The organism is Paracoccus sp. R86501 (assembly GCF_042466435.1).
In the GTDB taxonomy this organism is placed as follows: domain Bacteria; phylum Pseudomonadota; class Alphaproteobacteria; order Rhodobacterales; family Rhodobacteraceae; genus Paracoccus.
Window position 1 is genome coordinate 1,291,363 of the sequence record NZ_JAXHPZ010000001.1, and the last position, 16,378, is coordinate 1,307,740.

Genomic DNA, 16,378 nt, shown 5'->3' on the forward strand with positions numbered 1-16,378 from the left:
CGGCGCAAGGGGCAGGTCAATGGACGGATTTACGATCATCGATGCGGTGGTGGCAGGTGTCATCATCCTTTCGGCAATTCTTGCGTGGTCGCGCGGCTTCGTTCGCGAATCGCTGGCGATCCTGGGATGGATCGGAGCGGCAATCCTTGCCTTCCTGTTCGCGCCGACCGTGCGTCCGATGATCGCCCAGATCCCCGTGCTGGACCGTTTCATGGGCGACAGTTGCGAACTGGCAACGATTGCCGCCTTCGCCGTGGTCTTCGCGCTGGCACTGGTGGTGTTTTCCATCGTCACGCCACTGTTTTCATCGGTCGTCCAGCGCTCGGCAGTGGGCGGCATCGATCAGGGCATCGGGTTTCTGTTCGGCGTGGCGCGTGGCGTGCTGTTGGTGGCGATCGCTTTCATCGTCTATGACCGCGTGATGACCAGCCAGTCGGTCGCGATGGTCGAAAATTCGCGCTCGGCGCAGGTCTTCGAACGCATGCGCACGCAGATGGACGAACAGATCCCCGCAGATGCGCCGGGCTGGATCGTGAACCGCTATGAACAGATGGTCATGGCCTGCACCGCCAGCGGCGAAACGGTCAGCCCCGCTGCGACCAACTAAGGCACCCCGCCTGTTTGCGACAGTCGAATGACGAAAAAGCGCCCTCGCTCGTTTGCGGGGGCGTGACTTTATGCGGCACGGGGACTACATAGCCCCCATATGCCCCCAGACCTCAGGACGTGCCCATGAAACCCTTCCTGGCCCATCCGTTCGATTCGGACCGACTGCATGAAGAATGCGGAGTATTCGGTGTGATCGGCGTGGCCGATGCCTCCAATTTCGTGGCTCTTGGATTGCACGCCCTGCAACATCGGGGCCAAGAGGCAGGCGGCATCGTCGCCCATGATCCCGAACACGGGTTCAACAGCGCCCATCGCTTCGGCTATGTCCGCGACAACTTCACCAAGCCGGAACTGATGGCCACGCTCCCCGGTTCACTGGCCATCGGCCATGTGCGTTATTCGACCGCCGGAACCAAGGCCGCGACCGCCATCCGCGACGTGCAGCCATTCTTCGGCGAGTTTCACATGGGCGGCTCGGCCATCGCCCATAACGGCAATATCACCAATGCCGCCGCCCTGCGCCGCGAACTGATCGAGCGTGGCAGCATCTTCCAGTCCAGCAGCGACAGCGAATGCATCATTCACCTGATGGCGCGTTCGATCCAGCGCAACATTCCCGAACGGATGAAGGATGCCCTTCGCCGCATCGAAGGCGCGTTCAGCGTCATCGCCATGACCCGCACCAAGCTGATGGGCGTGCGCGATCCCTTGGGCGTCCGCCCGCTGGTTCTGGGTCGCGTGGGCGAGGATGGCTATATCCTGTCGTCCGAAACCTGTGCGCTGGACATCATCGGCGCCGAATTCATCCGCGAGATCGAGCCGGGCGAGATGGTGGTGATTTCAAAGGGCAAGATCGAAAGCTCGCGTCCTTTCGGGCCGTCGACGGGACGGTTCTGCATCTTCGAACATGTCTATTTCTCGCGCCCCGATTCGATCATCGGCGGGCGTTCCGTCTATGAGACCCGCCGCCAGATCGGTGTGGAACTGGCCCGCGAAGCCCCGGTCGAGGCTGATCTGGTCTGCCCCGTTCCCGACAGCGGCACCCCCGCCGCCATCGGTTATGCGCAGGAATTGGGCATTCCCTACGGCATGGGGATCATCCGCAACCAGTATATGGGCCGGACCTTCATCGAGCCGTCCGAGCAGATCCGAAATATGGGCGTGCGTCTGAAACTGAACGTCAATCGTGCGCTGATTGCCGGCAAGCGGGTGGTTCTGGTCGACGACAGCGTCGTGCGCGGCACCACCAGCCGCAAGATCAAGGACATGATCCTGGACGCAGGCGCGGCCGAGGTTCACTTCCGCATCGCCTCGCCCCCGACTGCCTGGCCGTGCTTCTATGGCGTTGACACGCCCGACCGTGACAAGCTGTTGGCCGCAAACATGACGCCCGAGGAAATGCGCAAATGGATCGGCGTTGACAGCCTGTCCTTCGTGTCACTGGACGGTCTTTATCGCGCCGTGGGCGAGGCCGAGGGGCGCAATAACAAATGCCCGCAATATTGCGACGCCTGTTTCTCGGGTGACTATCCGGTCGCGCCGTTCGACCAGCTGGAGCGTGGCTTCCAGATGAAGCCGGGTTCGGAAACGGACGTTCAGGCCGCGGAATGAACGCAAAGGGGCGCCGTTTGGCGCCCCTTTTCACATGATGATCGCCTCCAGCGGATCATAGATGGCGGCATTTTGCCCCCAGACCGCATCGGCCAAACCGTCCGGCTTGTGCCGCAACTGCGCCAGCTGATCGCGCGTCACCCATTTGAACCTGTTCACCACCCGATCGGGGTCTTCCAGCGTGATAGCGTCCGAACCGGTCAAGGTCGCCCGGAAATGCAGCTCGACCTGATGAAAACTGCCGCGCGGGTCATGGAATTCATTGACCAGGATCGGAACACCGATCTGCACCGACAGCCCGGTTTCCTCGGACACTTCGCGTTGGAGATTCTGAGGCAGCGATTGCGCGGGTTCGACCCCGCCGCCAGGCAGACACCATAGATCGGATTTCTGCCCCGGATAGGCATTCACCATCAGCAGCCGGTCATTGTGAAGAATGGCGGCGCGAACCGCCAACCTTGGGCGCGTTGGCCTCATGCGGTGATCCGATTGACATGGCCCATCTTGCGACCCGGACGCGGCTCGCCCTTGCCATAAAGATGCACCTGCACGCCCGGCGTCGCCAGCAGCTCGGGGACGCGGTCCATATCATCGCCGATCAGGTTCTCCATCACCACATCGGCGTAACGCTTGCCGTCACCCAAGGGAAGGCCTGCGACGGCGCGGATGTGCTGTTCAAACTGATCGACGGCACAGCCAGCCTGCGTCCAGTGACCGGAATTATGGACCCGCGGCGCGATCTCGTTCACAATCAGGCCATCGGGCGTCACGAACAGCTCGACCCCCATGACGCCGACGTAATCCAACGCGTTGGCAATGCGCGCGGCGCAAAGCACCGCATCGGTCGTGACGCGCGCATGAAGGCCACAGGGAACCGTCGTCGTGTGCAGGATGCCATCCTGATGGACATTCAGGCCGGGGTCGAAGGCCGCGACCTGACCGTCGGTGCCGCGCGCGATGATGACGCTGATCTCGGCGGTGAAATCGACGAAGCCTTCCAGAACCGAGGGAGCCCCGGTCCATTCCGCCGGACCGTCACCGATCCGCACCTGACCCTTGCCGTCATAACCCATGCGGCGGGTCTTCAGGATCGACGGCCGACCGATCTGGTCTATCGCCCCGGCCAGAGCATCCTCATTGGGGACATCGGCAAAGGGGGCCGTGGTCAAGCCGATCTCGTTCAGGAAGGTCTTTTCCGTCACCCGATCCTGAGACACCGAAAGCGCCTTGCGATTAGGATGAAGAGGGCAGATTTTCTCCAGCAGATCCAATGCCGAAGTCGGGACATTCTCGAATTCGTAGGTGATGACGTTCAACGGATTCCGCAAAGGTTTGCAGCGCGTCCTGGTCGTCATAGGGGGCATGGGTCACCCGCCATGCCACGTCAGCCGCCGGCGAGGTGCCGGGTTCATAGATATGGCAACGGATGCCAAGACGGCTGGCGGCCACGGACAGCATCCGGCCCAGTTGGCCGCCGCCCAGAATGCCGATGGTGCGGACATCACTCATCGCGCGGCTCCTGCGGGATCGAGGCCGACAGCGCCTCGCGCCAGTCGTCCAAGCGCTGCGCCAGATCGGGATCGCTGATGGCCAGAATGCCTGCCGCCATCAGGCCTGCATTCGCAGCACCGGCTGCACCGATGGCCATGGTTGCCACGGGGTAACCCTTGGGCATCTGCAAGATGGAATAAAGACTGTCCACGCCCGACAGCGCCTTGGTCTGGACCGGCACGCCGATCACCGGAACACGCGTCTTGGACGCCATCATGCCCGGCAGATGCGCGGCCCCGCCCGCCCCTGCAATGATGACCTTCAGCCCGCGATCAACTGCCGTCTTGCCGTAATCCCACAGCCGGTCAGGCGTGCGATGGGCACTGACGATCTTGGCTTCGTACGGAATTTGCAGCTGGTCCAGAATGGCCGCAGCCTCGCGCATGGTAGGCCAGTCCGACTGGCTGCCCATGATAATTCCCACCGGTGTTTCCATCGCTTGCCCCCAAGTTTTTGCTGGCTATCGCATAGCGCGCCACGGGGCCGGTCGCAATCAGGCGATGATGTCGGGCGTCAGTTCATCCTCCAGCCGGGCGATGCGGTCCTTCAGCGACAGTTTCTGCTTTTTCAACCGTTGCAGCGCAAGCGAGGGCGACAGCTGCTGCCCGTGAAGGGCGGCGATCGCCTCGTCCAGATCGCGGTGCTCGCAGCGCAGCGCTTCAAGGCGCGCGCGGCAGATGTCGTCATGGTTCATGGAGTGCTGGATATTCATCTGACCGAAGGTGCCGTTGTTTTCCTTCTTATAGCCGCAAATGCCGTTCATGTTAACAAAATCATGCACCCGTGGGTCGTGTTTCGGCGCGTCATTCCGGTCCCTTGGCGCGAAGTTCTTGCAAGATGGCCCATGGGTTCACATATTGCACCCAAGGCCACGGTCGCCGAAGATCGGGACATGGGGCCGGCACAGTCGCTTGAAAGCAAAGGGCTGAGATGACGAAAATTTCGCTGGGGTCGCACCCCTACCTGCTGGGTTTCGACCAATTGGAGCGCTTGGCCGAACGCGCCGCCAAGGGCGGTGAGGGATATCCTCCCTATAACATCGAACACATGGCACCCGACGGCTTCAGGATCACGCTGGCCGTTGCAGGGTTCCGCGAAGAGGATCTGGGTGTCACCACCGAGGATCGCCAGTTGGTGATCCGTGGCCGCATGCCCGAGACCGAGGAAGACCGCGTTTTCCTGCATCGTGGCATCGCCGCAAGGGCCTTCCAGCGCAGTTTCGTGCTGGCCGACGGGGTCGAGGTCATCTCGGCTGCGATGGAAAACGGCCTTCTTCACGTCGATCTGCGCCGGGTTCAGCCCGAACAGGTCGTCCAGACCATTCCGATCAGCCGCAAGTAAGGGGATCACCATGGATACCAAATTCGATTTCGGCGACAGCCAACTGGCGCAAACCGTCTATGTCCGGAAGGTCGCGACCAGTTCCTTGCCGCAGGACGTTCAGGACAAGCTGGATGGTGTCAGCGCCATGTATGCCGTCCATGACGTCGAGGGCGAGCGTCTGGCCTTGGTTCGCGACCGCAACCTGGCCTTTACGATCGCCCGCCAGAATGAGCTTCAGCCCGTCAGCGTTCATTGAACCTGACATAGGCGAACGCCCCTCCGTCGGGCGACCAGCAGGGCACGTTCATCGTGCCCTGCCCACCATGCAGGTCCAGCAGTTTCCGCCGATTGCTGCCGTCAGGGTCCATGGCATGGATCTGAACCGACATGTCCGCAGGGTGCCCTTCGGTCCCCGGCGGATAGACCAGATAGATCACGTAACGCCCACACGGCGACGGATGCGGAAACCAGTTTACGTTTTCATCGCGAAACACCGGCATGGCGTGGCTTCCATCCCGCCGTATCCGCCATATCTGGGCATGCCCCGTCGCGTCACTATTGTACCAAATGAACTCTCCACAGGGTGAAAAGTCCGGACCGTCATGATGAGCGGTGTCGGGTGTCAGGACCGTCTCGGTTCCTGTTTCCAGATCATATGTGGCAATGCGCACCACACGGTCGCCACCCTGGACACAGGCATATGTCAGCAAACTGCCATGCGCCCCGTGCCACCAACTGGGTCTTGGCAAACCGACGGGGTGACATTCCTGCCCGTCGAACAGATGCATCCCCGCGCCGGTCCCATCATGGGCGGAAAACACAATCCGCCCATCAGCAAGCAGGCCGTGGTCGTTGTTGCAACGTTCGTTTGACCCCGTCTGAATTGGGGTCAGCCCGGTTTCATCCGCCCGGAGAAGGCGTCCACCACTGTTGACCAGAAACCAGCCGTCGGGGTGCCAGTTCGGCGCCTCGAAGACTTGATCACTTCGACAAATAACGCGGACAAGGCCGGACGCCATGTCGAAGACCTCAAGCGATGATCGCCACATCCTTATGCTGCCACCAACCGTTCACGACGGCGCAGGACGATGCCGCGTGTCAGCAGGATCAGCAGGATCGCGGAAAAGACGACGACCTGATAGGTCAGCGCGTAATGCATCGCGCCTGCATAATCGCCCTGCCCGTCCTGAAGCTGAACGAAGAACATGCTGGAGGCAATGGCGATGCCGATGGCCGCGCCCACTTGCTGGAACGCCTGCATGCCACCGGTTGCAGCCCCGGCGATATGACCGGGAACGCTGCGCAGGACCATCTGGAACATTGGCGAAATCGCCAGTCCCATGCCCAGTCCGTTCAAGGCCAACGGCAGCGACAGTGTCGTCAGCTGCAGCTGCGCGGGCGGGTTTCCGGCGACATGGCGCAGATAAAGCATGCCCACGACCATCAACCCCGCCCCCACGGCGATGCGGGTGGTCAGCAGGCGCGTGCCGAAACGACCGGTGATCCAGCTGCCCAGCATGATGCCCAATGGGAAGGGCGCGGTCGCCAGACCCGATTGCAGCGGACTGAAGCCGAAGCCTGTCTGGAAATAGATCGCAAGGATCAGGAACAACCCCGGAATGGCCGAAAAATGCAGCAAGACGATGATGATGCCGGACATGAAGCCACCGTCCTTCATCAACTGCGCGGGCAACAGCTGTTCCCTTCCGGCGTCGGCAAGGCTGAACTGACGGCGCACGAACATGATGCCCGTCGGCACCGACAGGCCCAGCAGCGCCAGACACCACAGCGGCCAACCCAGCAGCGGCCCCTCGACCATGGGCAGGACGATCAGCGTGATCGTCAGCGCGAACAGCAGAACGCCCCACCAGTCGATCGCCAAGGTACGCGACGACGAAAGCCGCGGGATCAGCTTCAACCCGCCAAGGACGACCAGTGCCCCCACAGGCAGGTTGACCAGGAAGATCGGACGCCAGCCCAGACCATAGATGTCTGCCGTGATCAGCACGCCCCCCAGCAGCGGCCCCATGACCGCGCCAAGGCTGACGATGACACCCGCCAGTGCAAAGGCCTTGGCCTTTTCCTCGGGGGCGAAGATGACATGCATGATCGCCATGACCTGCGGCACCATCATGGCCCCGCCGATGCCCTGCAGGGCACGCGACCCGATCAGCACATCGATACTGGGCGCCAATCCGCAAAAGACCGAGGCGATCGTGAAGACCGTGACACCTGTCACGAACAGACGCTTGCGCCCCAGCTTGTCCCCGAACCGACCGCAGGGCAGCAGCCCCGCCGCAAACGCCAGCACATAGGCCGCCGAGACCCATTCGATCTGCGTTTCGCTGGCCGACAGGTCGCGCTGGATCGAGGGCAGGCCCACGTTCACGATGCTGACGTCGATCAGGTTCATGAAGTTGCCCATCAGCAGCAGGACGGCTGTGACCCAAGGGTTGATCCCGGGCTTGGTTTCTTGACTGCTTTGCATGGGATCCTCATGGGGCGGGTTGCTGACGAACCGTGACGGGGCGGAATGGTTCCGAATGCGAAACGGCCCCGGTGTCGCACCGGGGCCGATCCATCATCTGCGGGTCGATCAGCTGAGGCCGATCAGGCCCATGGCTTCCAGCTTCAGCAGGACCTGATGGGCCGCGCCGTTGACGTCGATATCGGTGGTGTTGACGGTCAGTTCAGCCTTGGTGGGTTCTTCATAGGGATCGGAAATACCGGTGAATTCCTTGATCTTGCCTTCGCGCGCCAGCTTGTAGAGGCCCTTGCGGTCGCGGCGTTCGCATTCTTCCAGCGGGGTCGAGATATGGATCTCGACGAAGGCACCGCCAGCTTCGACCATCTCACGCACAGCGCGACGGGTCGCGGTATAGGGCGCGATGGGCGCACAGATCGCGATGCCACCGTTCTTGGTTATTTCCGAGGCAACATAGCCGATGCGCTTGATGTTGATGTCGCGGTGTTCCTTGCTGAAGCCCAGCTCGGACGACAGATGCTTGCGGACGACATCACCGTCCAGCAGCGACACGGGACGGCCACCCATCTCCATCAGTTTGACCATCAAGGCGTTCGCGACGGTCGATTTGCCCGAACCCGACAGGCCGGTGAAGAATACCGTGAAGCCCTGTTGGGCACGCGGGGGCGAAGTGCGGCGCAGCTGCTGGACAACCTCGGGGAAGCTGAACCACTCCGGAATGTCCAGACCTTCACGCAGACGGCGACGCAGTTCGGTGCCGCTGATGTTCAGGACGGTCACGCCTTCTTCGATCTCGTCGGCCGGTTCGTACTGGGCGCGTTCCTGCACATAGACCATGTGCTTGAAGTTGACCATGGTGACGCCGATTTCGTCTTCGTATTTGCGGAACAGGTCCTGCGCGTCATAGGGACCGTAGAAATCGTCGCCGGCGCTGTTCTTGCCGGGGCCGGCGTGGTCGCGGCCGACGATGAAGTGCGTCACGCCGTGGTTGGCGCGGATCAGACCGTGCCAGACGGCTTCGCGCGGACCAGCCATACGCATGGCAAGGTTCAACAGCGACAGGTTGGTCGTGGCGGCCGGATATTTGTCCAGCACCGCTTCATAGCAACGAACGCGGGTGAAGTGGTTGACGTCGCCCGGCTTGGTCATGCCGACAACCGGATGGATCAGCAGGTTGGCCTGTGCTTCGCGTGCGGCGCGGAAGGTCAGTTCCTGATGCGCGCGGTGCAGCGGGTTGCGCGTCTGGAAGGCCACGACACGGTTCCAGCCCAGCTTCTTGAAGAAGGTGCGCAGTTCGTTCGGCGTATTGCGACGGGCGCGGAAATCGTAATGCGTCGGGGTCTGCAGACCCTTGACCGGACCGCCCAGATAAACCGGACCTGCCGAATTGTGCAAATAGTTCACAGCCGGATGGGCCAGATCGTCTGCACCGAAGACCTTTTCCGCTTCCAACGCTTTGTTCGGGACCCATTTGTCGGTCACCGACATCACGGCCAGAATGACGCCTTCCTGATCGCGCAGTGCGATGTCGGTGCCCGGCTCCAGCCCTTCGGCGAACTTCTCGGACACGTCCAGGTTGATCGGCATCGGCCACAGCGCGCCCGAGGTCAGACGCATGTCGTTGACGACGCCGTCATAGTCGGCCTCGGTCAAAAAGCCTTTCAGCGGGTTGAAGCCGCCGTTCATCAGCAGCTCAAGGTCGCAGATCTGACGCGGGGTCAAGTCCCAGCTGGGCATGTTGCCAGCTTCGTCCTTCAGGGCTGCGGCAGCATCGGCCGAGACGTAAAGCTCGGGGATCGGGGTCTGGTTCGGATTGGTCATGTGCGAAACCTGGTGATTACATGAGACAAATGACCACGCAGACCCCTTGGGATCGCGTGACTTGAGACGGGCATACAAGTGTTGAAAGCGATATTCAAGTCTGGGAAAACGCTTTTGTCGCTGTGACGGCGGCTCCTTGCAACACATGGTTGAAATGCAACAGGGCAGAGACGGTCTTACCGTCCCTGCCCCGCAATTTCGTTCACAATTATAGTGGCTTAAACTGTTCCGACAACCAGCTGCTCGGGGGCGACCTCTACCCCTTCCTCGGCTGCCAGGAAGTGTTCGGCGTCCAATGCGGCCATGCAACCCATGCCCGCGCTGGTCACGGCCTGACGATAGATGTGGTCGGTCAGATCGCCTGCGGCAAAGACGCCGGGGATCGAGGTGCGGGTGCTGCCAGCCTCGACCTTGACGTAACCGCCGTTGTGCAATTCCAGCTGATCCGTGACCAGCTCGCTGGCAGGCGCGTGGCCGATCGCCACGAAGACGCCATCCGCCGCGATCTGGCGCGTGCTGTCATCGACGGTCGAGCGAAGGGTCGCACCGGTGACGCCCATCGGGGTATCGACGCCCGTCACCTCGTCCAGCTGGTGATTCCAGATCACCTCGACCTTAGGGTGGTTCAACAAGCGATGCTGCAAGATCTTTTCGGCGCGCAAACTGTCACGACGGTGAACCAGCGTCACCTTGCTGGCGAATTTCGTCAGGAACAGCGCCTCTTCGACGGCAGTATTGCCACCGCCGACCACCACGACCTCGCGGTTGCGATAGAAGAAGCCGTCACAGGTGGCGCAGGCGCTGACGCCGAAGCCCTTGAACTTTTCTTCCGACGGCAGACCCAGCCAACGCGCCTGCGCACCGGTTGCCAGAATGACGGCATCGGCGGTCACGACGCGACCGCTGTCGCAGGTGGCGGTGAAGGGGCGGCTTTGCAGGTCCAGCGATGTGACCATGTCGGTCACAATCTCGGCACCCATGGCGCGGGCATGGGCCTCCATCTTGACCATCAGCTCGGGGCCCTGGATCTCGGTTTCGCCGGGCCAGTTTTCCACTTCGGTGGTGATGGTCAGCTGGCCGCCGGGCTGCATGCCCTGGATCAACATCGGCTCAAGCATGGCCCGCGATGCATAGACAGCAGCGGTATAGCCGGCCGGACCCGATCCGACGATCAAAAGTTTCACATGCGTGCGTTCGGTCATCTTGCGCCCCAATCTTGGTTTGTGCATGAGGTAGTCGCTTCGAAGCCCGACTGCAACGCATCCCGGCACCTATGCAATCCCAGAAAGATTGTTGCGCATTTGCGGCCTGCATTGTAGTTTCCGGTAACGCCAAGACCCTGTTAAAGAAAGACCACCATGGCCGGCGCCAAACTTGACGACATCGACCGTAAGATCCTGGCCGAATTGCAGGCCGATGGCCGGATGACCAATGTGGAATTGGCCCGCCGCGTCGGGATCTCGGCACCGCCCTGCCTGCGCCGCGTCCGCACGCTGGAGGAGCTTGGCTATATCCGCGGCTATCACGCCGATATCGACGCCCGCGAACTGGGGTTCGAGGTTCAGGTCTTTGCCATGGTGCGCCTGAATTCGCAATCCGAACGCGACCTTTCCGCCTTCGAGGCGCTGGTTCAGGACTGGCCGCTGGTCCGCGAATGCCACATGCTGAACGGAGAGATCGATTTTATCCTGAAGTGCGTCTCGCCCGATCTGTCAACCTTCCAGCGCTTCCTGACGAATGCCCTGACCGCTGCACCGAATGTCGCTTCGGTCAAGACGTCACTGGTGATCCGCGGTGCCAAGGATGAACCCTCAGTTCCTTTCGAGATCGTCGAGGAACGCATCCGCGAGGCTGGCTGACCAAAGAAACCCGATCGCCGTGGCCGACGTTCCCTGCCCCATACGCAAAGGAGCGAACCCAATGGCACATATTTTTATCGTCGGCGGCGCGGGCCAGATCGCCCGCCACATGACCCCGCAGTTGATCGCGAATGGCAACCGCGTCAGCTCGCTCTATCGTCATGACGAACAGCACGACCAATTGGCCGATCTTGGCGCCACGCCCGTCAAGGGTGATCTGACACAGATAAGCGTGCAGGACATGGCTGCGATGTTGGATGACGTTGAAACCGTCGTCTTCGCCGCCGGTGCCGGTGGTGCGGGACAGGAGCTGACCAAGGCGGTCGATGGCGAGGGTTTCGAAAAAACCGTTGCAGCTGCCAAGGAAGCGGGCGTCAAGCGCATCTATCTGACCTCGGTCTTCCCCGAGGCGGGTCGCACTGCCGATCTGGGCGAAGGGTTCGAAAATTACATGCGCATCAAAAAGACGGCAGACGTTCATCTTGTCCGCAGTGGGCTGGAGTTCGTCATCATCCGCCCGGGCACCCTTGGCGATGACGCGCCGACCGGCAAGGTCTCGGCCGGATTGGCAGTCCCATACGGCACCATCCAGCGCGCCGATGTCGCCAACTTCATGGCCGAAACGATTGCCACGCCACAGATCGTTAATACGATCATCGAACTGGCCCCCGGCGACGATGCAATCCCCGTCGCAGTCAGCGCCTTGGCGTGAAGTCGCGGTTGGTCAGCGTGCAATCGCGCTGATCAACCGCCCATAATCCACCTGACCTTCATGCGTCGCCCGGCGATAGCTGAAGAACTTGGCCGGATCGGAATAAGTGCAATGGCGTGACCATTCCGCCTCGACCCCTGCCTCGCGCAAGCGCATCAGACCGAATGCGGGCAGGTCGAACATCGGCTTGCCCTTGGGGCCGCCACTGAAAAAGCGATCGAAATCGGGGTCTTCGGCCAGGAAGTTATCCATGAAGTCATCGCCGACCTCATAGGCGCGCTGACTGATGCTGGGTCCGATCACGGCCTTGATGCTTTGCGCGCCAAGGGCATGCATCGCCTGAACCGTTGCTTCGATCACGCCCCCCAAAGCACCGCGCCAGCCCGCGTGACACGCGCCGATGACGCCCATATCGGGATCAGCCAACAGGATAGGTTGGCAGTCCGCCGTCAGCACGGCCAAGGCGACATCGTCGCGGGCCGTCACGATGCCGTCAGCGCAAATATCACGGGTAATGGCGATGTCGTCGTCCAGATCAAGCGTGACGACATCAGGCGAATGCACTTGTTTGACGGTCGCCAGGCACGCCGGCTTGACCCCCATGGCCGTCGCGACGCGTGCGCGGTTCAGTTCGACCATGTCACGTTGGTCGGTGGACCTGCGACCGCAGTTCAAGCCGGCGAACAGCCCCGATGACGCGCCGCCCTTGCGCGTGAAAAAGCCGTGCCGGACGTCGGACAACAGCGGGTGGGTCAGTATTTCAAGTGTCGTCTGCATGAATCTCCAGCGCCTCGAAGCCGGGAACGGGGGAAGCCCCTTTCGGCCAAATGGCGATTGCCTTGAACAGGTGACCCATTTCCGCGGGGTCGGTCAAGCGCGCAAGCGCAGCCATCGCGCCAGCATCGCCGGCTTGGGCCAATTTGCAGGCACGCGCCTCGGCCCCAAGCGACAGCAGCCAATCACCTTGGTGCAACGGACGCGACACGACGGCACCCGCCCGCAGCGCGGCGGCGGCAAGGGGGGCGAAATCGACATGGGCGGTCAGGTCGGCAAGGCCCGGATTGGCGAGGGGATCTTCGGGGACATGGTTGCGAAGCGCCTGAAACGTATCGCCAACGCCGTTCCATCCGCCGTAATCGATGATGATCGCAGCACCGCCATGCGCCGTGATCTTGCGAGAAATCGCTTCGGTCGAGGCGACGGCCTCGGCGCAATCCTCGACCACGTCGCCGGGCTTGCCTTCGCGCGGATAGGGCACCACCTGCCCCAGCCCCATCTGCAGTTCACCGACCGGCGACAGCCCGACCATGCGTTCACGCCAGCCGTCTTCGGTCATCTGGTACTGACGGATCGGCAGGGCGTCCGCGAACTCATTCGCGATCAAGAACAAGGGGTTGTCGGGCAGTTGTTCAAGTGCATCCAGATGGCGGGGCGAACCCAAACGCTCGGCTTGGACCTTGCGCAGAAAGGGCGACGCCTCGATCAGGCAGACCTGCGCGGCATCGCGCATGCCGGGGACAACGGTGATGGCGCGCAGCATATCGGCCATCAGGGTGCCACGCCCGGGGCCCGGCTCGGCCAAGGTAAAGGGGGCAAGACGCCCCTGATCCATCCAGGCCTGCGCCAGCGCCAGACCGCAAAACTCGCCGAACATCTGGTGGATCTCGGGGGCGGTGATGAAATCACCGGCCTGCCCGAAGGGATCGCGGGTCGCGTAATATCCGTAGCGGCTGTCCAGCAGGCAGATCTGCATATAATCCGCCAGCGTGATCGGCCCCGTCGCACGGATGCGGGCAGCGATGATGCGGGCCAGCGGCGTCATGCGGTCCGGTCCATCGCCGGGCGTAGGGCTGCACGCAGGATCAGCGCCAGCCCGATCACCAGCATCGGCAGCGACAGCACCTGCCCCATGGTAAGCCCGATGAGAGGTCCGCCCACGACATGCCCGAGCGGATTGTCGGGGGTGATGAACTGGGCGTCCGCGACCCTGAAGAGTTCGACGAAAATGCGGGCAAGTGCATAGCCTGTCAGGAAAATTCCGAACTGCAGGCCGGGGCGGCGCAGGGCTCCCATGCGCAGCGCGACCAGCAGGATCAGCCCCAGCAGCAACCCCTCAAGGCCAGCCTCATACAGCTGGCTGGGATGGCGGGCGCAGATGCCGGTGACGCCCTCGCAGGTCTGGGCGGCTTGTCCTGGGAAGGCCACGCCCCATGGCATATCGGTCGGACGGCCCCACAGTTCGGCGTTGATGAAATTCGCGATGCGCCCGAAGAACAGGCCGACCGGTGCCACGACTGCCATCGCATCGGCCAGACGCAGCGCGGGAATGGCGTTCAGGCAGCAATAGATGGCGGTGGCCACGATAACGCCTGCAAAACCACCGTGGAAGCTCATCCCGCCCTGCCAGACCTTGATGATCTCAGCTGGGTTGGCAAGGTAGTAGGCCGGTTCATAGAACAGCACGAAGCCAAGTCGGCCACCCAGAATGACCCCAAGGATGACCCAAGTCAGCAGGTCATCCACCTTTTCGGCATGCATCGGCGCACGGTCGCCCCAGATGGCGGGGCGGCGCATCATCAGCGCGATCAGCTGCCAGCCGATGATCAGGCCCGCCAGATAGGCCAGCGCATACCAGCGCAGCGACAGGGAAAGACTGCCGATGTTGATCGTGAAGATCTCGGGGGCGATATCTGGGAAGGGGATCATGGTGCCTCGGGCTTGCGATTGGCGCGCACGCTAGTCAGCAAACCGCCCGTGTCAACATTGAACCCCGGCGCCGCCCGGACCATATAGGGATCGACCAAGCTTGAAGGACAGGCAGACATGAGCACCGACAACCGTTTCTTCGACGACATCTCGAAAATGATGACCAACGCGATGGGCGTCGCCCAAGGCGCCCGGTCCGAGGCCGAGAACGCCATGAAAGGCTGGGTTGACCGCTGGCTGGCCGACCGCGATTTCGTCACGCGCGAGGAATTCGAGGCCGTCCGCGAAATGGCCATCAAGGCCCGCACCGAAAACGCCGAGCTGAAGGCGCGTCTGGATGCGATGGACGCCACTCGTCAGGGCGACTGAACCTCGATCGTGCGCGCCAGCGTGCCGCTGCGATCGTACAGCAGCACCTGTGCGTCATCGGTGACCACCACGATCCAGTCGGGCGCGAATGTCACGGCCTGCACCTGAACATTGTCCGGCAGCTTGATATTGCCGGGCAATTCGGGCAGCACGGGCTGACCCAATCGCATCCACAGCATCGCGACCACCGCGACCATCCCCAATCCCATCACCAGCGTCAGCCCGGTGACAAGCGTCTTCAGGAACCGCAGTTCCGGAACCGCTTTCGCCGCTGCCTTCCAATCGGTATCATCTTCCGCCATGTCGAACCTTATCGTGATCATCCAGGCCAACCCGCCCGAACGGCTTGATAAGGCGCTTGCGCTTGCCGTGCCAGAGGAAGCCGCCCTTTCCCGGTCGCGCCTGTCGCGAATGATCGCGGATGGCGATGTCACCGGACCCGAAGGCGTGGTGCGCGACGGCAAGGCCAAGGTGTCCGAAGGGCAGGAATACCACATTACCCTTGCCCCGCCCGAATCCGTCGAGACCCTGCCCGAAGCCATTCCCCTGAACATCGTCTATGAAGACGATGACCTGATCGTGATCGACAAGGCGGCGGGCATGGTGGTGCATCCCGCGCCCGGATCGCCGTCGGGGACGCTGGTCAACGCGTTGCTGGCCCATTGCGGCGAAACGCTGTCGGGCATCGGGGGCGAAAAGCGCCCGGGCATCGTGCATCGGATCGACAAGGATACGTCGGGTCTGCTGGTGGTCGCCAAATCGGACCGCGCCCATCACGGTCTGGCAGCCCAGTTCGAAGCGCATACGGCGCAGCGGCGCTATCTGGCGCTGGCGCATGGCATCATCGACCCCGCCGATCCCCGCCTGCGCGGCACCCCCGGCATCAGCTTTGAAGACGGGCTGGTGATGAAGATCACCTCGCGCCTGTCGCGACACCCGACCGATCGCCAGCGTCAGGCGGTCTATTTCGACAAGGGCCGCCATGCCGTCACCCGCGCCAAACTGTTGGAGCGTTTCGGCACCCCGCCTTCGGCCATGCTGGTCGAATGCCGGCTGGAAACCGGTCGCACGCATCAGATCCGCGTGCATATGACCCATGCTGGGCTGGGGCTGGTCGGTGATCCCGTCTATGGCGGTGCGCGCAAGGCATCGGCCAAGGCCCTTGGCGGGGCAGCGGCACTGGTGCAGGCGTTTTCGCGTCAGGCCCTGCACGCGGCGCATCTGGGGTTCGATCATCCGATCACCGGCGAACATATGGCGTTCGACAGCCCCCTGCCCGATGACATGCAGCAGGTTCTTGATGCCTTGCGTCAGACGGCCACTTGACGGGAA

Annotated in this window: 19 protein-coding genes and 1 pseudogene; 8 read left to right on the forward strand and 12 right to left on the reverse strand. The window is 62.3% G+C overall.

Annotated elements, in window-relative coordinates; genetic code table 11:
- Positions 1–19: 19 nt before the first annotated feature.
- Positions 20–607, forward strand: a complete 588-nt coding sequence (locus SJY40_RS06325; RefSeq protein ID WP_378943932.1) for a CvpA family protein — start codon at positions 20–22, stop codon at positions 605–607.
- Positions 608–732: 125 nt separating this feature from the next.
- Positions 733–2,220: an amidophosphoribosyltransferase gene (gene purF, locus SJY40_RS06330; RefSeq protein WP_378943935.1), complete on the forward strand. Its 1,488-nt coding sequence runs from the start codon at positions 733–735 to the stop codon at positions 2,218–2,220.
- Between the two features lie 30 nt (positions 2,221–2,250).
- On the opposite strand, the gene SJY40_RS06335 is transcribed toward purF, so the two are convergent.
- The 4 genes and pseudogenes from SJY40_RS06335 to SJY40_RS06350 form a co-directional block, all read right to left on the reverse strand.
- Positions 2,251–2,697: an NUDIX domain-containing protein gene (locus SJY40_RS06335; RefSeq protein ID WP_378943938.1), complete on the reverse strand. Its 447-nt coding sequence runs from the start codon at positions 2,695–2,697 to the stop codon at positions 2,251–2,253.
- Positions 2,694–3,729, reverse strand: a pseudogene (locus tag SJY40_RS06340) (5-(carboxyamino)imidazole ribonucleotide synthase). The gene SJY40_RS06335 and the pseudogene SJY40_RS06340 overlap by 4 nt, the downstream one beginning before the upstream one ends.
- On the reverse strand, positions 3,722–4,207 hold the full coding sequence (gene purE, locus SJY40_RS06345) for a 5-(carboxyamino)imidazole ribonucleotide mutase (RefSeq protein WP_378943941.1): 486 nt from the start codon (positions 4,205–4,207) through the stop codon (positions 3,722–3,724). Before purE ends, SJY40_RS06340 begins: the two are co-directional and overlap by 8 nt.
- Positions 4,208–4,264: 57 nt before the next feature.
- A complete protein-coding gene (locus tag SJY40_RS06350) occupies positions 4,265–4,483 on the reverse strand; it encodes a YdcH family protein (protein ID WP_378948298.1) in 219 nt (72 codons plus the stop codon).
- A 218-nt stretch (positions 4,484–4,701) separates the two neighbouring features.
- Here SJY40_RS06350 and SJY40_RS06355 point away from each other — a divergent pair, with 218 nt between their 5' ends.
- Positions 4,702–5,112 carry an Hsp20 family protein gene (locus SJY40_RS06355; protein WP_378943943.1) on the forward strand — a complete coding sequence of 137 codons (411 nt, stop codon included), beginning with the start codon at positions 4,702–4,704 and terminating at the stop codon, positions 5,110–5,112.
- A 10-nt stretch (positions 5,113–5,122) separates the two neighbouring features.
- Positions 5,123–5,350, forward strand: coding sequence for a DUF1150 family protein (locus SJY40_RS06360; RefSeq protein ID WP_378943946.1), 228 nt, complete (start codon positions 5,123–5,125; stop codon positions 5,348–5,350).
- On the opposite strand, the gene SJY40_RS06365 is transcribed toward SJY40_RS06360, so the two are convergent.
- The 4 genes from SJY40_RS06365 to trxB form a co-directional block, all read right to left on the reverse strand.
- Positions 5,337–6,113: a hypothetical protein gene (locus tag SJY40_RS06365; protein ID WP_378943948.1), complete on the reverse strand. Its 777-nt coding sequence runs from the start codon at positions 6,111–6,113 to the stop codon at positions 5,337–5,339. The two genes, SJY40_RS06360 and SJY40_RS06365, sit on opposite strands and share 14 nt — an antisense overlap.
- 32 nt (positions 6,114–6,145) lie before the next feature.
- Positions 6,146–7,582, reverse strand: coding sequence for an MFS transporter (locus tag SJY40_RS06370; RefSeq protein WP_378943951.1), 1,437 nt, complete (start codon positions 7,580–7,582; stop codon positions 6,146–6,148).
- Positions 7,583–7,690: 108 nt separating this feature from the next.
- On the reverse strand, positions 7,691–9,400 hold the full coding sequence (locus SJY40_RS06375; RefSeq protein WP_378943954.1) for a bifunctional sulfate adenylyltransferase/adenylylsulfate kinase: 1,710 nt from the start codon (positions 9,398–9,400) through the stop codon (positions 7,691–7,693).
- A gap of 218 nt (positions 9,401–9,618) precedes the next feature.
- Positions 9,619–10,602, reverse strand: coding sequence for a thioredoxin-disulfide reductase (gene trxB / locus SJY40_RS06380; RefSeq protein WP_378943957.1), 984 nt, complete (start codon positions 10,600–10,602; stop codon positions 9,619–9,621).
- Between the two features lie 156 nt (positions 10,603–10,758).
- On the opposite strand from trxB, the gene SJY40_RS06385 reads away from it, so the two are divergent.
- Together SJY40_RS06385 and SJY40_RS06390 are read left to right on the forward strand one after the other, a co-directional pair.
- A complete protein-coding gene (locus SJY40_RS06385) occupies positions 10,759–11,259 on the forward strand; it encodes an Lrp/AsnC family transcriptional regulator (RefSeq protein WP_072297221.1) in 501 nt (166 codons plus the stop codon).
- A 61-nt stretch (positions 11,260–11,320) separates the two neighbouring features.
- Positions 11,321–11,971, forward strand: a complete 651-nt coding sequence (locus tag SJY40_RS06390) for an NAD(P)H-binding protein (protein ID WP_378943961.1) — start codon at positions 11,321–11,323, stop codon at positions 11,969–11,971.
- A 12-nt stretch (positions 11,972–11,983) separates the two neighbouring features.
- On the opposite strand, the gene pgeF is transcribed toward SJY40_RS06390, so the two are convergent.
- Genes pgeF through lgt form a run of 3 tightly spaced genes read right to left on the reverse strand, consistent with a single transcriptional unit; the run spans position 11,984 to position 14,677 of the window.
- A complete protein-coding gene (gene pgeF, locus SJY40_RS06395) occupies positions 11,984–12,748 on the reverse strand; it encodes a peptidoglycan editing factor PgeF (protein ID WP_378943964.1) in 765 nt (254 codons plus the stop codon).
- Complete coding sequence (locus SJY40_RS06400) at positions 12,732–13,793, reverse strand: class I SAM-dependent methyltransferase (RefSeq protein WP_378943967.1); 1,062 nt, start codon at positions 13,791–13,793, stop codon at positions 12,732–12,734. Before SJY40_RS06400 ends, pgeF begins: the two co-directional genes overlap by 17 nt.
- Positions 13,790–14,677 carry a prolipoprotein diacylglyceryl transferase gene (lgt, locus tag SJY40_RS06405; protein WP_378943970.1) on the reverse strand — a complete coding sequence of 296 codons (888 nt, stop codon included), beginning with the start codon at positions 14,675–14,677 and terminating at the stop codon, positions 13,790–13,792. Before lgt ends, SJY40_RS06400 begins: the two co-directional genes overlap by 4 nt.
- Before the next feature lie 117 nt (positions 14,678–14,794).
- Here lgt and SJY40_RS06410 point away from each other — a divergent pair, with 117 nt between their 5' ends.
- Positions 14,795–15,046 carry an accessory factor UbiK family protein gene (locus tag SJY40_RS06410; RefSeq protein WP_378943972.1) on the forward strand — a complete coding sequence of 84 codons (252 nt, stop codon included), beginning with the start codon at positions 14,795–14,797 and terminating at the stop codon, positions 15,044–15,046.
- Here the strand turns inward: SJY40_RS06410 and SJY40_RS06415 are convergent.
- Positions 15,034–15,348, reverse strand: coding sequence for a DUF6476 family protein (locus SJY40_RS06415; protein ID WP_378943975.1), 315 nt, complete (start codon positions 15,346–15,348; stop codon positions 15,034–15,036). The two genes, SJY40_RS06410 and SJY40_RS06415, sit on opposite strands and share 13 nt — an antisense overlap.
- Between SJY40_RS06415 and SJY40_RS06420 the strand changes: the two genes are divergently transcribed.
- Positions 15,347–16,372, forward strand: a complete 1,026-nt coding sequence (locus SJY40_RS06420) for an RluA family pseudouridine synthase (RefSeq protein WP_378943978.1) — start codon at positions 15,347–15,349, stop codon at positions 16,370–16,372. The genes SJY40_RS06415 and SJY40_RS06420 overlap by 2 nt on opposite strands.
- Positions 16,373–16,378: the final 6 nt, after the last annotated feature.